Origin of the sequence: Bradyrhizobium sp. Ash2021, assembly GCF_031202265.1 — a bacterium.
Taxonomy (GTDB): domain Bacteria; phylum Pseudomonadota; class Alphaproteobacteria; order Rhizobiales; family Xanthobacteraceae; genus Bradyrhizobium.
This window is the reverse complement of record NZ_CP100604.1, coordinates 2,914,052-2,929,756: the sequence shown is the minus strand read 5'-3', so window position 1 is coordinate 2,929,756 and position 15,705 is coordinate 2,914,052. Positions and strand designations below refer to the sequence as shown.

The 15,705-nt window shown below is 60.2% G+C and carries 15 protein-coding genes and 1 pseudogene; 8 read left to right on the top strand and 8 right to left on the bottom strand.

Annotated elements, in window-relative coordinates:
• Positions 1-15: 15 nt before the first annotated feature.
• Positions 16-648 carry a sigma-70 family RNA polymerase sigma factor gene (locus NL528_RS14135; RefSeq protein WP_309183258.1) on the bottom strand — a complete coding sequence of 211 codons (633 nt, stop codon included), beginning with the start codon at positions 646-648 and terminating at the stop codon, positions 16-18.
• 835 nt (positions 649-1,483) lie between these two features.
• Between NL528_RS14135 and NL528_RS14130 the strand changes: the two genes are divergently transcribed.
• Positions 1,484-1,969 (top strand): hypothetical protein, encoded by a 486-nt coding sequence (locus tag NL528_RS14130; protein ID WP_309183257.1) that lies wholly within the window; start codon positions 1,484-1,486, stop codon positions 1,967-1,969.
• A gap of 235 nt (positions 1,970-2,204) precedes the next feature.
• Here NL528_RS14130 and NL528_RS14125 read toward each other — a convergent pair.
• Positions 2,205-3,337, bottom strand: a protein-coding gene (locus NL528_RS14125; protein WP_143206051.1) for an IS3 family transposase whose coding sequence is annotated in 2 segments (ribosomal slippage) — positions 2,205-3,082 and positions 3,082-3,337 — 1,134 coding nt in all. Because the reading frame shifts where the segments join, the coding sequence is not laid out codon by codon here.
• 512 nt (positions 3,338-3,849) lie between these two features.
• Between NL528_RS14125 and NL528_RS14120 the strand changes: the two genes are divergently transcribed.
• The 4 genes from NL528_RS14120 (at position 3,850) to NL528_RS14105 (ending at position 7,576) form a co-directional block, all read left to right on the top strand.
• Positions 3,850-5,133 (top strand): IS256 family transposase, encoded by a 1,284-nt coding sequence (locus NL528_RS14120; RefSeq protein WP_309176837.1) that lies wholly within the window; start codon positions 3,850-3,852, stop codon positions 5,131-5,133.
• A 45-nt stretch (positions 5,134-5,178) separates the two neighbouring features.
• Positions 5,179-5,532 (top strand): transposase, encoded by a 354-nt coding sequence (locus NL528_RS14115; protein WP_309183256.1) that lies wholly within the window; start codon positions 5,179-5,181, stop codon positions 5,530-5,532.
• The gene (tnpB, locus tag NL528_RS14110; RefSeq protein ID WP_309176639.1) at positions 5,529-5,876 is read left to right on the top strand and encodes an IS66 family insertion sequence element accessory protein TnpB; all 348 of its coding nucleotides are present in this window, start codon (positions 5,529-5,531) and stop codon (positions 5,874-5,876) included. Before NL528_RS14115 ends, tnpB begins: the two co-directional genes overlap by 4 nt.
• 71 nt (positions 5,877-5,947) lie before the next feature.
• Complete coding sequence (locus NL528_RS14105; protein WP_309176638.1) at positions 5,948-7,576, top strand: IS66 family transposase; 1,629 nt, start codon at positions 5,948-5,950, stop codon at positions 7,574-7,576.
• Between the two features lie 95 nt (positions 7,577-7,671).
• Here the strand turns inward: NL528_RS14105 and NL528_RS14100 are convergent, their stop codons facing one another.
• Positions 7,672-8,001 carry a hypothetical protein gene (locus NL528_RS14100; RefSeq protein ID WP_309183255.1) on the bottom strand — a complete coding sequence of 110 codons (330 nt, stop codon included), beginning with the start codon at positions 7,999-8,001 and terminating at the stop codon, positions 7,672-7,674.
• A 216-nt stretch (positions 8,002-8,217) separates the two neighbouring features.
• On the opposite strand from NL528_RS14100, the gene NL528_RS14095 reads away from it, so the two are divergent.
• Entirely contained in the window at positions 8,218-8,469 is a 252-nt protein-coding gene (locus NL528_RS14095) for a hypothetical protein (protein ID WP_309183254.1), read from the top strand.
• 785 nt (positions 8,470-9,254) lie between these two features.
• Positions 9,255-9,608, top strand: coding sequence for a hypothetical protein (locus tag NL528_RS14090; RefSeq protein ID WP_309183253.1), 354 nt, complete (start codon positions 9,255-9,257; stop codon positions 9,606-9,608).
• Positions 9,609-9,798: 190 nt separating this feature from the next.
• Here NL528_RS14090 and NL528_RS14085 read toward each other — a convergent pair whose 3' ends face one another.
• On the bottom strand, positions 9,799-10,092 hold the full coding sequence (locus NL528_RS14085) for a hypothetical protein (RefSeq protein ID WP_309183252.1): 294 nt from the start codon (positions 10,090-10,092) through the stop codon (positions 9,799-9,801).
• A gap of 493 nt (positions 10,093-10,585) precedes the next feature.
• Between NL528_RS14085 and NL528_RS14080 the strand changes: the two genes are divergently transcribed.
• On the top strand, positions 10,586-10,813 hold the full coding sequence (locus tag NL528_RS14080) for a hypothetical protein (protein ID WP_309183251.1): 228 nt from the start codon (positions 10,586-10,588) through the stop codon (positions 10,811-10,813).
• Positions 10,814-11,607: 794 nt separating this feature from the next.
• On the opposite strand, the pseudogene NL528_RS14075 reads toward NL528_RS14080, so the two are convergent.
• From NL528_RS14075 to NL528_RS14055, 4 genes and pseudogenes are all read right to left on the bottom strand, one after another.
• Positions 11,608-12,695, bottom strand: a pseudogene (locus tag NL528_RS14075) (MFS transporter).
• 340 nt (positions 12,696-13,035) lie between these two features.
• Positions 13,036-13,797: an SDR family oxidoreductase gene (locus tag NL528_RS14065; RefSeq protein WP_309184894.1), complete on the bottom strand. Its 762-nt coding sequence runs from the start codon at positions 13,795-13,797 to the stop codon at positions 13,036-13,038.
• Between the two features lie 54 nt (positions 13,798-13,851).
• On the bottom strand, positions 13,852-14,247 hold the full coding sequence (locus tag NL528_RS14060) for an Rrf2 family transcriptional regulator (RefSeq protein ID WP_309183248.1): 396 nt from the start codon (positions 14,245-14,247) through the stop codon (positions 13,852-13,854).
• A gap of 784 nt (positions 14,248-15,031) precedes the next feature.
• On the bottom strand, positions 15,032-15,607 hold the full coding sequence (locus NL528_RS14055; protein WP_309183247.1) for a TetR family transcriptional regulator: 576 nt from the start codon (positions 15,605-15,607) through the stop codon (positions 15,032-15,034).
• Positions 15,608-15,705 lie beyond the last annotated feature (98 nt).

Below are 15,705 nucleotides of genomic sequence, written 5' to 3'. Positions count from 1 at the left end.
GGTTGCGGCGCCGGTTTAACAACTCTTATTTTTCTCGCGCTGCCAGACGTCCTCGAATACCCTTCGCGCGCGTGCCAGACGCGACATGACGGTGCCAATCGGCAAGGCCGTGATCTCCGAAATTTGACGATAGGAAAGCTCGTCGAATTCGCGCAACACCAATATTTCGCGCAAAGGAAGAGGCATCGTATCAAGGACGAAATGGACGGTCTGTCTTTCTGCTTCCCGCACCAGCATCGCTTCCGGAGTGCATTCATCAGAGGATATATTAAGGATGAGATCTTCGGTGTACCCGGCGTCGTGGGAATCGACCTCCAACCGCGACTTTCGTCTTCGGCTCATCAGCCAGCTGAAACAGCAATTACGCACAATCTTGAGGATCCAGGCGCGCGCATTCTCGCCGCGATATCCAGCAAAGCTTCGATGGGCTCGAAGGAATGCCTCCTGTACGATATCCTGGGCCGCGTCAGCATCTCTGCTTAGAAGACGCGCGAGCTTGTGGGCAGCGCCGAGGTGAGGAACGATATTCTGCTTAAATTCGGCAAGGGTATCGTCCGCACTCTGCCGTCCGCTTTGCACCAGCAGTTCCCACTGGTCCAATGCCGACGTCGCCGTAGATTCGATGTGCCAGCCTCGCTCGTATTTCATAGGACACTCCCGGTCAGCAGGGAGCTCCGATTTGCGGGTGGCGCCTTAAGGCAGTCTTAAGTCCAGGTTGGGAGGCCAAGCCGTACCGCAGGATCTGCAGCATGCGCATTTTCGCCCAGTTGCGCTTGAGCAGTCCATTCGACTGGACGCAATCACTCGCAACACTCGATGCTCGTGACGGGAGGCGCATTCGTGGCTGCCCCACACACAATTTGGTTGCCGATAGCGAAGCTGGCTCGAATCAAAACAACCATCTCATCTCGTGTAAGCGCGGGGCCACGGCGTAGCGCCGCCGTGCAATGGATCCGAGGCAACCGCCGTGGCGTTTACTTTCGCGGCCTACCCCGTTTCGGAACCACTAATCCCCGCGCGTCGGCAGTGGACCGAAGCTGGCCTGCCAATTTGAGTGCCTCGTTGCGTTCCGGACCATGGGGCATCTGGCGGGCAAGCTCCAAAGCGTCTGTTGCAAGGCTGTCCCAAGCAAGCCTGTCAGATGAGTATTGTGTTTCTTTGTTCATCGCTCTGCAGATCTCCGGCTGCCTTGACCTGTGAAGTCCTCTCTCAAAGCAAGACCCTCATGCGAGGGACGTTATTCTCACGGCTTCGATTGCTTCATGACGAACCACGATTCCGGCTGACGCTCTCGCGAGAGCGTCGCACCGCTGCAAGGCGACCTTAGCCTAAGATCAACAATGTGATCGATGAATTCTGATCCAGCAAAGGGGTTGATTGTCCGCACCATTACTTTATCGACATTCGCCGGAATAAGTCGCTCGCCGATCCAGTCTACCAATCTATGAATCAGATCATCGCGAATAGAGAAGGTATCTCAACAATGAACCGTTCCAACGCAAATGGATTTGCTCAAGTCGCAGAGAGGACTGGTCTCGCCATTATGGGTGCGCTGAGCGGACTCTATGTTGCAGCGCTCATGGCTAAAATAGATATCGAAGAGATCAATTCCGTTGGAGTTCTCTTCTTAGTGATCCTGTACGGCTCCGTCGGCTTCTATTTGGGAACCAACCTTCCCTCGCTGCCTTCCGGCGTATCACGCCGCGTTTTTTCCGATGGCGATTCCAGACCGAGGACGAATCTCATCGCGCTGGTCAGCGCCACCGGCACATTAATTGCCGCTCTAGCAGCGCTCATGTCGGTTTCCATGATCGTGCTTGACGAGATTCCGCCCGTCACCTGGAATGTTGCCATCGCTTTCTCATGGATGCTTGGCGTTCTCCTGCAACTCGGCGCAGGTACGGCAGCGCGCCTTGGACAGTTCACAGGCGCCGCTGGTCAAGCGCGACGCGACGCGAAGCGCGCATAGTGGGGCGGGATGGATTCTCCCGATGGCGATATCGCAGATCGCAGCGCGGTCTCCTGGTCATCTCTCGGATTATCGACGTGCGACGGCCGCGCGGCTACTGCAGGGATTGTTTATGAATTCCACCTATCGCTAAAGGTTTGTTGATCTCCGGAAGAACCCTTTCGCTTTTCATTTTGAGCTGGCCCCGGTTGTCTGAACAAAAATTCCGCGTCGATAAGTGGAGCCTCTGCCGAGGTTAGGCCGCCGCGCGGAGCGGCGGAAGATCGAAGTAGGCTTGATCCGGGGTCATGTCGTCAAGACTCGAATGAGGACGTCGGCCGTTGTAAAAGTCGAGATACCGGCCGATCGAATGTCGCGCCTCGCCGACGGTTTCGTAGGCTCGCAGATAGACCTCCTCGTATTTGACGCTGCGCCACAGCCGTTCGACGAACACATTGTCCCGCCAGGCCCCTTTGCCATCCATGCTGATGGCGATGCCATTGCTGGCGAGCAGGCCGGTGAACGCCGCGCCGGTGAACTGAGAGCCCTGATCGGTGTTGAAGATGTCCGGCTTGCCGTGGCGAGCCAAGGCATCTTCCAGGGTCTCGACGCAGAAGGCCGCCTCCATCGTGATCGACAGCCGCCACGACAGAACACGACGTGTCGCCCAGTCCAGCACCACGGCGAGATAGACGAAGCCGTGCGCCATCGGAATGTACGTGATGTCCATGGCCCAGACCTGGTTCGGCCGCCGGATCTCGATGCCGCGCAGCAGATACGGATAGATCTTGTGGCCGGGCTCGGGCTTGGTGGTGCGCGGACGGCGATAGAGCGCCTCTATCCCCATCCGCCGCATGAGCGTCTTCACATGCCGGCGGCCGATCTTGCACCCCTGCAAAGCCAGCAGGCCTCGCAACATACGCGAACCGGCGAAGGGATACTCCAGGTGCAGCCGATCGAGACGCTGCATGATCTCGAGGTCGGCTGAAGAGACTGGACGCGGCAGATAGTACACGCTGCCGCGACTGACCTTCAAAATCTCTGCCTGCTTGGTGATCGACAGATCGTGCTTACGGTCGATCATCGCTTTGCGCTCAGCAATCCCGCCTTGGTGAGCGCGCCTTCTAAAAAATCGTTCTCCAGCGTCAGCTCCCCGATCTTGGCATGCAGCGACTTCACATCGACCGCGGGCGTGGCCGGCGTCCCGCCCCCCGATCCGAAAATATCAGAGGCGCCGCCCTCAAGCTGTGATTTCCAGGCCGTAATCTGATTGGGGTGAACGTCGAAATGCTCCGCCAGCTGGGCTATCGTCCGATCGCCCTTGATGGCGGCCAGAGCCACCTTCGCCTTGAAGGCCGGTGAGTGGTTCCGCCGGGGTCGTCTGCTCATGGTCTCTCCTGTTCACGGCAATTATCGCCGCTGTCAGGCAGAAATTCCACTTATCGTTCTGTCCAGATTTCCGCGACCGGCTCTTTTCGTCCTTGCTTCTCGCGCCGTTTCGGCCCGTGGGCCTCGCATATAGTGAGCTTCGGGCCGATATTGCCTGACCGATCCTCCCCAGAAGGTGCTCAGGAAATTTTGAGCGATCTTACGTAATCCTGTTCGCATCGCCCTGAGGGCAGTATCGGAAGACGAATACTCACTCACTTGAGTCTCGTGTCTCTTGAGCCCAGTTCATCAACAAAGCCGGGGGTCGTTACTCTGTCTCCCTCCGGCGAGGGCCGCCTTGTTGGATTAGTCCAATTGGTGCGTAACAGTCCTTATGGACAGCCATAAGCGCAGTACTCAGCTTGAACGGCTTGAGAGCTATCGCTGAAAGTTGGTGACGGCGGGAATCGGAAAGGCGGCATATCGTGGGGGTGCTTGACGCCTCCACTTCTCCACCGAAGGAGCGATATGCCGTGTCCAACGATAACATCATCAAGCTGATTCAGCCAGCAAACGTCGACGATCAACTCACGGAAATCTTGCGTACTGGGGCACGTGTTCTGTTGGCCCAGGCGGTCGAGGCCGAGGTCGCGGACTTTCTCGGCAAGCATGCCGATTTGAAGACCGCAGACGGCCACCAGCGGGTCGTGCGCCACGGTCACCTGCCGGAGCGCGAGGTGATGACCGGTATCGGTCCGGTCGCCGTCCGCCAGCCGCGTGTGCGCGATCGCGAGGCGGACGCTACCGACCCCGACCGCATCCGGTTCTCGCCCTCGATCCTGCCGCCCTATATGCGCCGCTCTAAATCGATCGAGACGCTGCTGCCGATCCTTTACCTGAAGGGTATCTCGACCGGCGACTTCTCCGAGGCGCTGGCAGCACTGCTCGGCAAGGATGCTGCCGGATTGTCGGCATCCGCCATCGGCCGCCTGAAGGACGGCTGGCTTGACGAACACACCGCGTGGCAGAGGCGCGATCTGTCGGCGAAACGTTACGTCTACATCTGGGCCGATGGCATCCATCTCCAGGCACGCCTCGAAGACGAAAAGCAGTGCATCCTGGTGCTGATCGGCGCGACGCCGGAAGGCCGCAAGGAACTGGTCGGCTTCACCGATGGCGCCCGCGAGAGCGCGCAGGACTGGCGCGATCTGCTGCTCGATCTGAAGCGGCGCGGGCTCGACGTGCCGCCGCGGCTTACCATCGCCGATGGCGCGCTCGGGTTCTGGAAGGCCGCCGGTGAGGTCTGGCCGAAAACGCGCGAGCAGCGCTGCTGGGTGCACAAGACCGCGAACGTACTCGCCAAGTTGCCGAAGAGCCAGCAGCCGAAGGCCAAACGCGCGTTGCAGGAGATCTGGATGGCCGAAACCAAGGCCGCCGCCGAGCTGGCGTTCGACGCCTTCATCGCGAGCTACACGCCCAAATACGAGAAGGCGGCCGACTGCCTGGGCAAGGATCGGGACACGCTACTGGCGTTCTACGACTTCCCGGCCGAGCACTGGAAACACCTGCGAACGACCAATCCCATTGAAAGCACCTTCGCTACCGTGCGCCACCGCACGATCCGATCGAAGGGATGCCTGTCCAACAGGACGGCGCTCGCGATGGTCTTCAAGCTGCTCGAGGCCGCGCAGAAAAGCTGGCGTCGTCTCGATGGCCACAACCAGTTGCCAAAACTCGTTCTCGGTGTGACATTCAACAACGGGATCGAGGTCATCGCTAAACCCGCTGACCGTCAGCCCATAACCGCCGCCGCCTGACCGGCCCGGCCGTCACCAAAAATTGGCGATAGCTCACGGCTTGAGGTGGTCGAGACTGGTCGCCGGCGGCGCTGGTCGGATGACGAGAAGCTGCGGATCGTCACCGAGAGCTTTCAAGCGCCGCGCGCGATATCGTCGACGGCGAGACGCCATGGCATATCGCGTTCGTTGCTGATGACATGGCGGCGCTCGTTCGGTCCCGAGCCGATCAGCCCTCAAAGCGAGCAATCCGGCTTTGCGCGGGTCGTCCTTGCCGCTGAGGTCGATCCGGCGGTTGCTGCCACGCCGACGAGCGGGCAGATGGTGATCGTCGTTGGCAGGGATCGTCGGGTGATTGTCGATGCCGGCGTCGATGCGGCCGCCCTGGCGCGGGTGCTGCAGGTTTTGGAGCGTCGATGATCCCGATCTCTTCGAGCGCACGCATCTGGATTGCGACCGGCTACACTGACATGCGCAAGGGCATGCAGGGTTTGTCATTATTGGTGCAGGAAAACCTTGGTCGTGATCCGTTCGCCGGAGATGTCTTCGTGTTCCGCGGACGCGGCGGTTCGCTGATCAAGGCCTTGTGGCACGATGGAATTGGATTGTCGCTCTACGCCAAGCGGTTGGACCGTGGCCGTTTTGTCTGGCCGGTGACGGTGGGCGGTGTGGTGGGGCTGACCGCGGCGCAGATGAGTTATCTGCTGGAGGCGATCGACTGGCGCAACCCGCAGCACACGTGGCGGCCACAGAGCGCAGGATAGGCTTAAAAAATGTTCTGAGGTGCGGAAGAAAAGACGCCTCAAATCGCCCCTTTTGTGATTCCATCAGGGCCATGGGTGACGGCCTTGAATCGCTGCCAGACGACATCGAAACGCTGAAAGCGGCATTGATCGTTGCTCGCGCGGAGGCGGCGGCCGCCCGCGCTCGGCAATCCGACGACCAGGCATTGATCGCCCATCTGAAGCTGCAGATCGAGAAACTCAACCGCGACCGCTATGGCCCGCGCTCGGAGCGTACCGCGCGGCTATTGGATCAGCTCGAACTGACGCTGGAGGAGCTGGAGAGTTCGGCGACGGAGGACGAACTCGCAGCCGAAATGGCCGCGGCCAAAACCACGAAGGTGGCGTCGTTCACCCGCAAGCGGCCGTCACGTCAGCCGTTCCCGGAGCATCTGCCTCGCGAGCGGGTGATCGTACCGGGACCTGTGGCGTGTGCCTGCTGTGGCGGCGCGCAGCTGTCCAGGCTCGGCGAGGACATCACCGAGACGCTGGAGGTCATCCCGAAGTCCTGGAAGGTGATCCAGCACGTCCGCGAGAAGTTTACTTGCCGTGATTGCGAGAAGATCAGCCAGGCCCCGGCGCCGTTCCATGTGCTTGCCCGCGGCTGGGCGGGGCCAAGCCTGCTGGCGATGGTGCTGTTCGAGAAGTTTGGTCAACATCAGCCGCTGAACCGGCAAGCAGAGCGCTATGCCAAGGAGGGCGTGCCGATCAGTCTGTCGACCCTGGCCGACCAGGTCGGCGGCTGTACGGCGGCGCTGGCACCGTTGTTCAGGCGCCTCGAGGCCTATGTGCTGAGCGCCGAGCGATTGCACGGGGACGACACCACGGTCCCGGTCCTGGCCAAAGGCAAGACCGATACCGGCCGGATCTGGGTCTATGTGCGCGACGACAAGCCTTTTGGCGGGCAGGCCCCGCCGGGGGCGGTGTTCTATTACTCGCGCGATCGCGCCGGCGAGCATCCCCAGGCTCACTTGGCCAACTACAGTGGAATCTTCCAGGCTGACGCCTACGGCGGCTATGGCAAGCTCTATGAGCTTGGCCGCACGCCTGGGCCTATCCTGGAAGCGGCCTGTTGGGTCCACGCCCGGCGGCCATTCTTCGTGATGGCCGATCTGGCCGAGAACGCGCGTCGCAAGGCTCAGGGCAAGAAGCCGGCAGTGATCTCGCCGCTGGCGCTGGAAACAGTCCGCCGGATCGACGCCCTGTTCGAGATCGAGCGGGCCATTAACGGTCAGAGCGCCGAAAGGCGCAAGGCCGTCCGGCAGGAACTCAGCGCGCCGCTCGTGGCCGATCTGCAAGCCTGGATGCGCGCGCAACGCGCCAAGCTCTCGCGCGGCAACGATGTCGCCAAGGCCATGGACTACATGCTCAAGCGCTGGAGCGCATTTACCCGCTTCCTCGATGACGGCCGCATCTGCCTGTCAAACAATGCGGCCGAGCGTGGCGTGCGCGGCATCGCTTTGGGTCGGAAGTCGTGGTTGTTCTGCGGCTCGGATCGCGGCGGCGAGCGGGCCGCGGTGATGTACAGCCTCATCGTCACCGCCAAGATGAACGACGTCGATCCGCAAGCCTGGCTCGCCGACGTTCTCGCGCGCATCGCCGAGCATCCTGTCCAAAGGCTCGACGAACTGCTGCCATGGAATTGGCGCTCCGCCATCCGCAACGTTGATCAAGCAGCCTGAGCCGAAAATGACCCGCGCGCGGTCTTCGCCGGATGCTTACGTTACTCTGCCGAGTCTTGGCCTTGCGATCTTTGCGCCAGGAAGAGCGCGCAACCTTAAGCAACGACGCTGCTTGCGACGACATAGACCAGCACCGCTCCCGTCAGGGCGATGCTAGGTTGCAGATCATTCAGCCCGCCGAACGTTTGCGAGTGAGCAACTCGGGCCGTCTTTGCCGAGACTTTGGCCACCTCGGCTCGACGCTGATCCGGGATTGAGAAAGGATCAACGCGAGCGTCGATCGAACGACATCGTTCTTTGACTAGCGACAGCGCCACTCGTTCGATCCGGTCAAGAGGCGGATTCTCGCCCTTCGGCGTGACCTTCATGATTCGCCGACCGACAATCATCGCCTCTTTCATGTGGTGAGTGAACTCAGACACCACGGCCGGGCATCCTTAAGGTCCGCTTAAGGTGGTGAGCTTCTGCTCATTCCAGCAAAGAGCTGGAAGGAAAGCGCATCATGCGTGGTGCATTGCTTCCGCGGTCGCTCGCGGACCTGACGCCGTTGCCCATCAGGCGAACTGTTTTCGTCACCGAGAGCGGTCACATTTCCCACGAACTCGGCAATCGTTGCTCAGCTCAAACCAAGGAATGTCCAAATGTCTCGTCTTACAGTTTTCGCCGCGGCAGCTGTTCTGTCGGCGTTGGCGACAACCGCGGTGGCCTTCGCTAAGGAGCATCACCACACCCACAAAGTGCTGCAATCCACCAGGATCGTTCGTCCCAGCCACGTTTACGCGGTTCCGGGCTGGTCCTACGCAGCGCCTCGGCCGACAGTCCACCACGACGATACGCCTAGCTACGACGATCCGTCCAAGTTTGGTGGCGACGAGGCCTTGCCGGTAAAGTAATCGCTGCGAGGTCCAGTCTCTCGGTTAGACCGGACAAAGCCGCTCATCCCGAGCGTCTCGAACGGAGAGTCACCTTGGCTAAGCTCGTTTCCAGAATCGCTCACGCGAGCAGCGCAACATACAGGCGTGCGATCGGATATAGCGCAGCCTTCGCAACAGGACTCGTCTTGGTAGGTTTGGTTGCGGCGCCAGTCAGAGCCGATCGGTCCGTTGCCAGGAGAACCGTGATCGGACCTGCCGACGAGGTTCATGCAGCGGCTTCCCAGAACCGGACGATACCATTGACCTCGAATCTGCCTTGGCTCGCTCCCGTCGGTCATCGTCAGCCGAGCAGATCCGACGTGCCTATCGAATCCTTGGGGCCGATTGACCGCGAACAGCAACTCTTGGACGCGGCGGTCGATCGTAAATTTACCATCTGCAGAGGATGCTGAAGAAACCCGCCTATTCGCCGGCCGCATAAACCTTATCACTGGCTTGCCGCTTCGCGGATGGGATGGGGTTGCTCAATTGTCCTCCCGCGACGAACGACCATCATGGTCGCAAACAGAAGAAGATTAAAATGCGTGTTCGGGACATTCTTCAAACCGAGAGCACTGAGACTGCAGAGAGACGCGCGCGTGAGCAATAGCCCGACCTTGATCGCCAGCATCGGCATCGCGATGGCGATCCCCGGCGGCGGATTGAAGATTATCCGGCGCCAAAAGAGCTTGCGAACGCGGCGCTGGTCGAACAGGTAGAATGTGAAAACGTGATCCCGACGCAGTCCCTTCGGCGATATGCCGATGAACCGCAAGGTGATGGCAACCGCGCTGCGCGGCACGAAGCACAAGGGCAAGGTGAAAACTCCCGGCATCTGCGCGCCCCTCGGCCTGCGGCCTTTCACGCCGCACGACCTGCGCCGGACGGCGGCGACCTTGGCTGGCGATTTCGGCTTTGATGATGCGTGGATCGCTAGGTGTCTCGATCACGCCGCGAGCAAAAAGCAGGAGCAGATCGTGCCCAGCGTCACCGGCAAGGTCTATAATCGCTCAAAGCGGATGAAGCCGGAGCGCTCGGTGCTGGACGGCGTCGCTGCCGAGCTGCGGCGGATCATCGGCGGCGAAACGCAGCAGGTTGAGACGCGTATGGCTGCCTGATCGTTTCAACAGTTTCTCGCCACGCTATCGAACCCGCCGGAGCCGTCCAGCGGGTTTTCCTATTCGCGCCAAGCGCACAATGTAGAGGCTGAGCGTCAGGCTGCGAGATTAGGCTGCGGGCCGAGCGCAAGGCTGGCGCGCTGTTGCGCGAGATGGAGAAGGCAAAGGGTGGTGGTCCGATGAGCCAAGGTCACCGCCTGTGGGATCGATGTCGCTGCACACTCACGGAGCCGACGCCACTTTCTCTTGCGGCATAGGCCTGCAGGGCGGCGGGCCCCTCTAAAATCAACCTGGCGGCGGGGGTTGGCGCGCCTCCGTTCAACACGTCGAGATAGGGATGATAGAATGCGAATGCGCCCGGCTCTTGGACAGCGGCCTGCGCGAACACCGGCGTAGCCGCAAGCGCGAACAGCGCGACGGCCGCTGCGACAGTCTTGAGTGAACTCTTAGTCAACGTGTGACTGCGAACGAGATGATGAGACATGATGCACTCCTTTGGTTGCATTGAGCAACGATTGCGGAGTGAACTTAAGTGAAACTTAAGGGCTGAGATCAGACCCTGAATTCCAGCCAGTCTTGTTCATATGCTCGATGGTCTCGAACTCGACGAAATGTGGTCGTCCGGCGCCCACGCGCGTGCTGATCTACTGCGGTGATTACACGTGTTCGGTTCAGCACGGCACTGCGGGGACGAAAGGTGAAGGCCGGCTCCGTTCCACGGATTCCAACGCCTGAGATCGAAGCCATCGTCGACAATGCGGTGAGGGAGCGGTTGAAGGACCAAGGCGCGTCAAAGGAAGCCCTATTCGGTCAGATCGAGCGCGTTGTCCTAAGGGAAGACGGGATCGACGTGACGCTCAACTCCCAAGATAAGAAGGAGCTTGCGCCGGCCGAGTCGATAGTGATCCCGTGGGCAAGAACCGAGCCGTGCAACCGTCTCGGGGCTACCTCCAGCCGAGCAACCCGACCAAAAGCTGTTGCAAGGCATTATCCAAGCCCATGCATGGCTGAACGACATCACGACGGGCCGACATTCCTCCGTCGAGGATCTTGCGCGTGCTGCCAAGCTGCATCCGAAGGTCGTTCGCCAGGGACTACGGCTTGCGTTCCTATCGCCCGCCGTAACGGCAGCGATCCTGGAAGGCCACCAAGGTCTCACGCTGGTAAACATTCCAAAATTGCCGCCGCTGCCGTGGCGCGAGTAGCAACGCCTGCTGGGCTGAATTTCGGGTCCCCATGCCATCACATCTGCAGTTAACGCTTTCTCCCTTCAAAGGCAGGCGATGCTCATCGAAATCGGGTACGGCCTGTATGCGATTGTGCGCTCGAGCAGCAGTCCGCTCTCATCGTCGGTCAGGAGCTCCAGGCTCTCGATATTGTGCCCTTGGACGGTGCCTTGGTCGTGCGAGCGTCGATCTTGCCTTCGAAGATGTACTTGCCGGGATCGTCGCGGCTCTGTGCCGAGCTTGGAATCGCAATCGAAACGAGCGCTCGGCCGACGATCGACCTTATCAGAACCGGAGTGTGCATCACAACGTTTTCATTGAGAACCACAGCGGCCTGTGCCGGAGTCATTGGGCCACCTTCTCGAAGTTTACGGAATGGATGCATTGTATCGACCCTTTCGTTTCTGGCTTTGCGTGAGTGATAGTGTTGAGATTGGATCAAACATGTCCGTGAATTGGGGGCTCAATCGAGACGTCGTCGAACGGGAGTTCAACGAGATCTCCGCCATGCGGCCGGCCAGCCTTACTCCAACACAACTGGCGCTCGGGCGGGTCTGGGCCTGATCAAAAGCAAGGTCGGAACGAGGCCAATGAGGGTGATCGCCGCCATAACCCACCAGGCCACTCGGAAGGCCTGTACCCACTCCGCGACCTCATGAGGCACGCCGACGATGGCGACCAGCAGAGCGACTCCGATTGCGATTCCAGTCTGGCGGATCATGTTGATTGCTCCGGAACCTGTCGCGAACGATGAGGGAGGCAGCGATGACGTACTAACCCCCCATCAAGGTCGGCAGCGCTAATCCGACACCGAGGCCGATCGGAAGCATGCCAAAAGTCGCGGCGAGAAAGCTCGGCTCAAGACCGGGCACAACGGACCACCAGACCTGTCCGAGAGCGAATGAAATCATCCCCGCGGCGCAAACCGCGGCGACGCCGAATCGGGCTATGAGCCGGCGCGAGAATAGAAGCGATACGACGGGTATCAGCAGCGGGCCGGGCGCCATCGCGAGACCGATCTTCAGAGCCGACCAACCCCAGATCATCTGATCCCACAACACCATCGACAACAAAAGCGCGCCAAAGGCCGCCGAACCCGGAGCGATAGCCAGCGCGGCTCCCGTGAACGGACGGATGCGGAACAGGTGCGGGTCGATAAAAGGGTCGAACGACCGAAGGCAGTGCGCAACGAACCACCCGAGGAAAATGACCGTCGCAGCGCAGGCAGCACTGATGCCCGGAGAATGCCAACCCCAGTCGTTCACCTTGACGATCGCGAAAACCAGGGATGCCACGCCGGCGGTCACCAGTAGCGCTGCCCCGAAATGGGGGTGTGAACTGTTGTGGCCAGCTACTCTCGGGAGTTTTCGCCAACCAACGACCAGGGTGATTAGCCCGAGCGGGAGATTGACGAGGAAGATCCAGCGCCAGCTCGCCGTGACCAGAACCCCGCCGATGAGCGGCCCGAGCGCCGCCGCAAGGCCGCCGACAGCGGTCCACGTTCGCACGGCGCCGCTCCGGCCCTCAGGGGGAAAGCGGATAGCAGTAGCCCAAGCGATGTCGGCGTCATGAGCGCGGCGGCTGCCGCCTGCACGGCATGAAAACCCACGAGCATCTCAGTATCGGTGGCAGCTGCGCACGCGGCTGATGCTGCGGTAAAGGCCCCGATCCCGACGAGGAAGCTTAAATTGCGTGGATAGCGCTCTGACAAGCGTCCAAAAAATACCAAAAGGACCGCATACGCTATCGTGTACCCGTTAAGTATCCAAGAAAGTCTCTCAAGGCTGGGATTGCCGAAATCCAGAGCAATGTTGGGTAGGCCGACATTCACAACGAAGAGATCGAGATTAGCCAGAATCATTCCGACTGAGACGATGGCCAGCACCTGATTCGGAGTGGTTGCTGAAGAGAGATCGCCAGAACGTCGCCCGGTCGGAGTGGCATCGAGTTCAGCTGGCGAGGCAGAGCCGCCGACGTGTTGGGTATCAATCGCCCTGTTCTGCTCGGCCGTGGACTCCATCATGTGATCTCCTTGCCCTGTCCTGTTCGTACTTCGTCAGCCGCGTAACCGACGATTTTCCAGCTCAAATCCACGACCGCAGACGGCAGAAACGTCTTGGCCGACAGTTTTCTGGCGTGACGGGGATTGGCGGTGCATGCCGTCCCTTGCCTGAGCGGGAACGGCCTCTCTGCAACAAAGCTCAAGCGCCCACGGGCGAAATGGCCGAGACCCCGCCGTCGATCAGGAAGTCTGCCCCGACGACGTACGCGGAATCGTCGGACGCGAGGTAAACCGCCAGCTTCGCGATTTCCGACGGATCAGCCATGCGCTTGCTGGGATTGTTGGTTGCAAGGACGCCCTTGACCGCATCGCCCTGCTCTTCACCGGCGAAGCGACCGAACATCGCCGTGTCCGTCGGGCCTGGGCTTAGGGTATTCACGCGAATCCCGCGGTCCACGAGTTCGGCGCTGAGGATTCGCGCGAGGTGGACGACCGCGGCCTTGCAGGTCGAGACGGTCGAGGTCGTCGGCCACCCCTTGCGCGCGCCAACGGACGCATTGATGATGACAGATGAGCCTCGCCTGAGCAGCGGCAAGGCCTTTTGAATCGTGAAGTAAGCCCCTTTGAAATTGGAGCCTATCACCTTGTCGAAGCTATGCTCTGTTACCTCTTCGAACGGCAGGAACTCGCTGTAACCTGCATTTGCGAAGATGCCGTCCAAGTGCCCGAACTCCCGCTCGATCGTGGCGAACATCGTATCGAGGTCGGCGAGTTTGCTGACGTCCGCGCGAATGGCGAGACTTCCGGCCCCGAGTGTCCTCTTAGCCGCCAGCAGCGTCCCCTCCTTCAAGCCGCAGATGGCGACGCGCGCGCCCTCTCGATCGAATTCCTGGGCTGCAGCCAGCCCGATGCCGCTGTTCCCGCCAGTGATAAGGATATTCTTGTCCGCTAGTCTACCCATTGTCGTCACTCCTTGGATTAAACATATCCGTCTCGGTTACATTTTGGGGCAAATTTAGCGGACGCCGCGTACCAGCTCCGCCAAGCTCGTTTTGCTGAGAGCCTGCTCAACGGCGTCGTTCGCAGCGTCGAAGATTGGGCCAAGCCTTCGTTTCATCGCACAGGCCACCACGCATCCCTCATGCACCTGGCCGCGCATCGCAAAAACTCCGCTCTCGCTTTCAACCGCCTTGTAAATCTGACCGACGGTAATGCGAGATGCCGCGCGTCGGAGACCGACGCCGCCTTGGCGGCCTTGGCGAAGAGCGACCAGTCCCTCTTGCTCGAGGAGCTTGAGGATCTTCCGCACCACGACCGGGTTGGTCTGGAGGCTTTTCGCGATTGCCTCCGAAGTCGTCCCCTCGTCGCCGGCGTAAGCGACGAAACTCATGATGTGGACAGCACTCGCCATACGACTATTCGCGGTCATAAATAGAGCCGTATCAGTTACATTTCAGGCTGTCAAGGCTCAGTCCGTTATATTAGATGATCACTGACCTCTATATAATAACCGCGGACGGACAAGCGCAATCTATGGCCACACAGGAAAGTGATGCGTCAAATCTGATGAGGAGGGATTGAATTAGATGTCGATCGACATATTAAGGGATTCTGACGCAGCATAGCCGAACTGATCTCGCGCCTTGCTGGACTGTCGCCGCAAACTTTGAACGGAGGTGTGCGTGAGAAAGCTTTTTTTGATTATCGGCGCAACAGTGGTCGTGCTTGGTGGAATCAACGCGAAGGCTGAAGAACGTCCGGCTTTCGAAGGATTCGGATTTCCAATCACGCAGACCCAGGTTGCTGTGTTGGGTTCTGCTGGCGTCCGAGAGAGATCACCGACGCCGACGCTCATGCTCTACGGAATGCCGGCGTCCCCGCATCAGTTGGCGGTTCTGTCGCCACGGCCGCGCAGCGTGAAGGAAATGGCTCCAAGCTCGTCAACTACTGGTTTGGCGCCCCCTCCAGCGACGCCCCGCTAAACTACAAATTTGCGATAGGGATTCCGCTTGCTGCACTCGTTGACGACCGAAGTTGTCGGTGCGGTCTTATGCGCGCCGTCCACGACGACACCTTCTTGTCGGAGATCCTCGAAACGTCGAGATCGGGCCCTTATGCCGAGTCGCCGGCGTATGCCCGTCAGACGGGGAGACCGTCGCGTCGGGCCAGGTGATGGGCCATGCGCCGAAAAACCGTCACTCCCAAGACGACAATTTGGCGCGTGCGGCGGCCAAAATCTCGTTCGAGACCTTCGGATCAGCAACAATTCTGGAGATCGTCAGCGCGCCAAGCATCGTCGCGAGGAATACACTGGCGGATTTCTTCGCCCGCTCGGTGCCCGGATCCTTCATCCGTTCGGCGACTTCGGCGATCATCTTGAGGATCCCTTTGGTGGCCGCGGACCGTGTCGACTTGTCCGACCTCGCGAGTTCGCTCCCGAGCGCGGCTAGAGGGCATCCGTGAGCCCGGTCCTTCCTGTGCTCAGGCGAAAGATAGTCATTGACGATTGCTTCAAGCGCTTTGCGGCCCCTGGCCGTGGAGGCGGAAGCTTGCATCTCGCCGATTTTGGCCGCGAACGCGCCCGCCGAAGCTTCGGAGACGAGTTGGTCCTTCGAGTCGAAGTGCCGGTAGAACCCGCCGTGCGTCAGGCCGGCACTTTCCATCAGATCGGCCAAGCCCGTTTCGCAGATCCCGTTCTGACGGAAACGAATTCCGGCGGTCTTCACGATGTTCCGTCGCGTCTCCGCCGTTTCCTCTCTCGACCTTCTCATGAGTAGTCTCCTGCAGGACACCTGAACACATCCTGCCCACGCATTTTAGTCGGGTCCACTAATTATCGCCGAGCGCGGTTTGGCCGCGTCATCCTCGC

Bases quoted from the DNA above. Each gene is read 5' to 3' on its own strand.
- NL528_RS14135 (WP_309183258.1), bottom strand. From the start codon at position 648: ATGAAATACGAGCGAGGCTGGCACATCGAATCTACGGCGACGTCGGCA.
- NL528_RS14130 (WP_309183257.1), top strand. From the start codon at position 1,484: ATGAACCGTTCCAACGCAAATGGATTTGCTCAAGTCGCAGAGAGGACT.
- tnpB (WP_309176639.1), top strand. From the start codon at position 5,529: ATGATCCCGATCTCTTCGAGCGCACGCATCTGGATTGCGACCGGCTAC.
- NL528_RS14105 (WP_309176638.1), top strand. From the start codon at position 5,948: ATGGGTGACGGCCTTGAATCGCTGCCAGACGACATCGAAACGCTGAAA.
- NL528_RS14095 (WP_309183254.1), top strand. From the start codon at position 8,218: ATGTCTCGTCTTACAGTTTTCGCCGCGGCAGCTGTTCTGTCGGCGTTG.
- NL528_RS14090 (WP_309183253.1), top strand. From the start codon at position 9,255: ATGAACCGCAAGGTGATGGCAACCGCGCTGCGCGGCACGAAGCACAAG.
- NL528_RS14085 (WP_309183252.1), bottom strand. From the start codon at position 10,092: ATGTCTCATCATCTCGTTCGCAGTCACACGTTGACTAAGAGTTCACTC.
- NL528_RS14065 (WP_309184894.1), bottom strand. From the start codon at position 13,797: ATGGGTAGACTAGCGGACAAGAATATCCTTATCACTGGCGGGAACAGC.
- NL528_RS14060 (WP_309183248.1), bottom strand. From the start codon at position 14,247: ATGGCGAGTGCTGTCCACATCATGAGTTTCGTCGCTTACGCCGGCGAC.
- NL528_RS14055 (WP_309183247.1), bottom strand. From the start codon at position 15,607: ATGAGAAGGTCGAGAGAGGAAACGGCGGAGACGCGACGGAACATCGTG.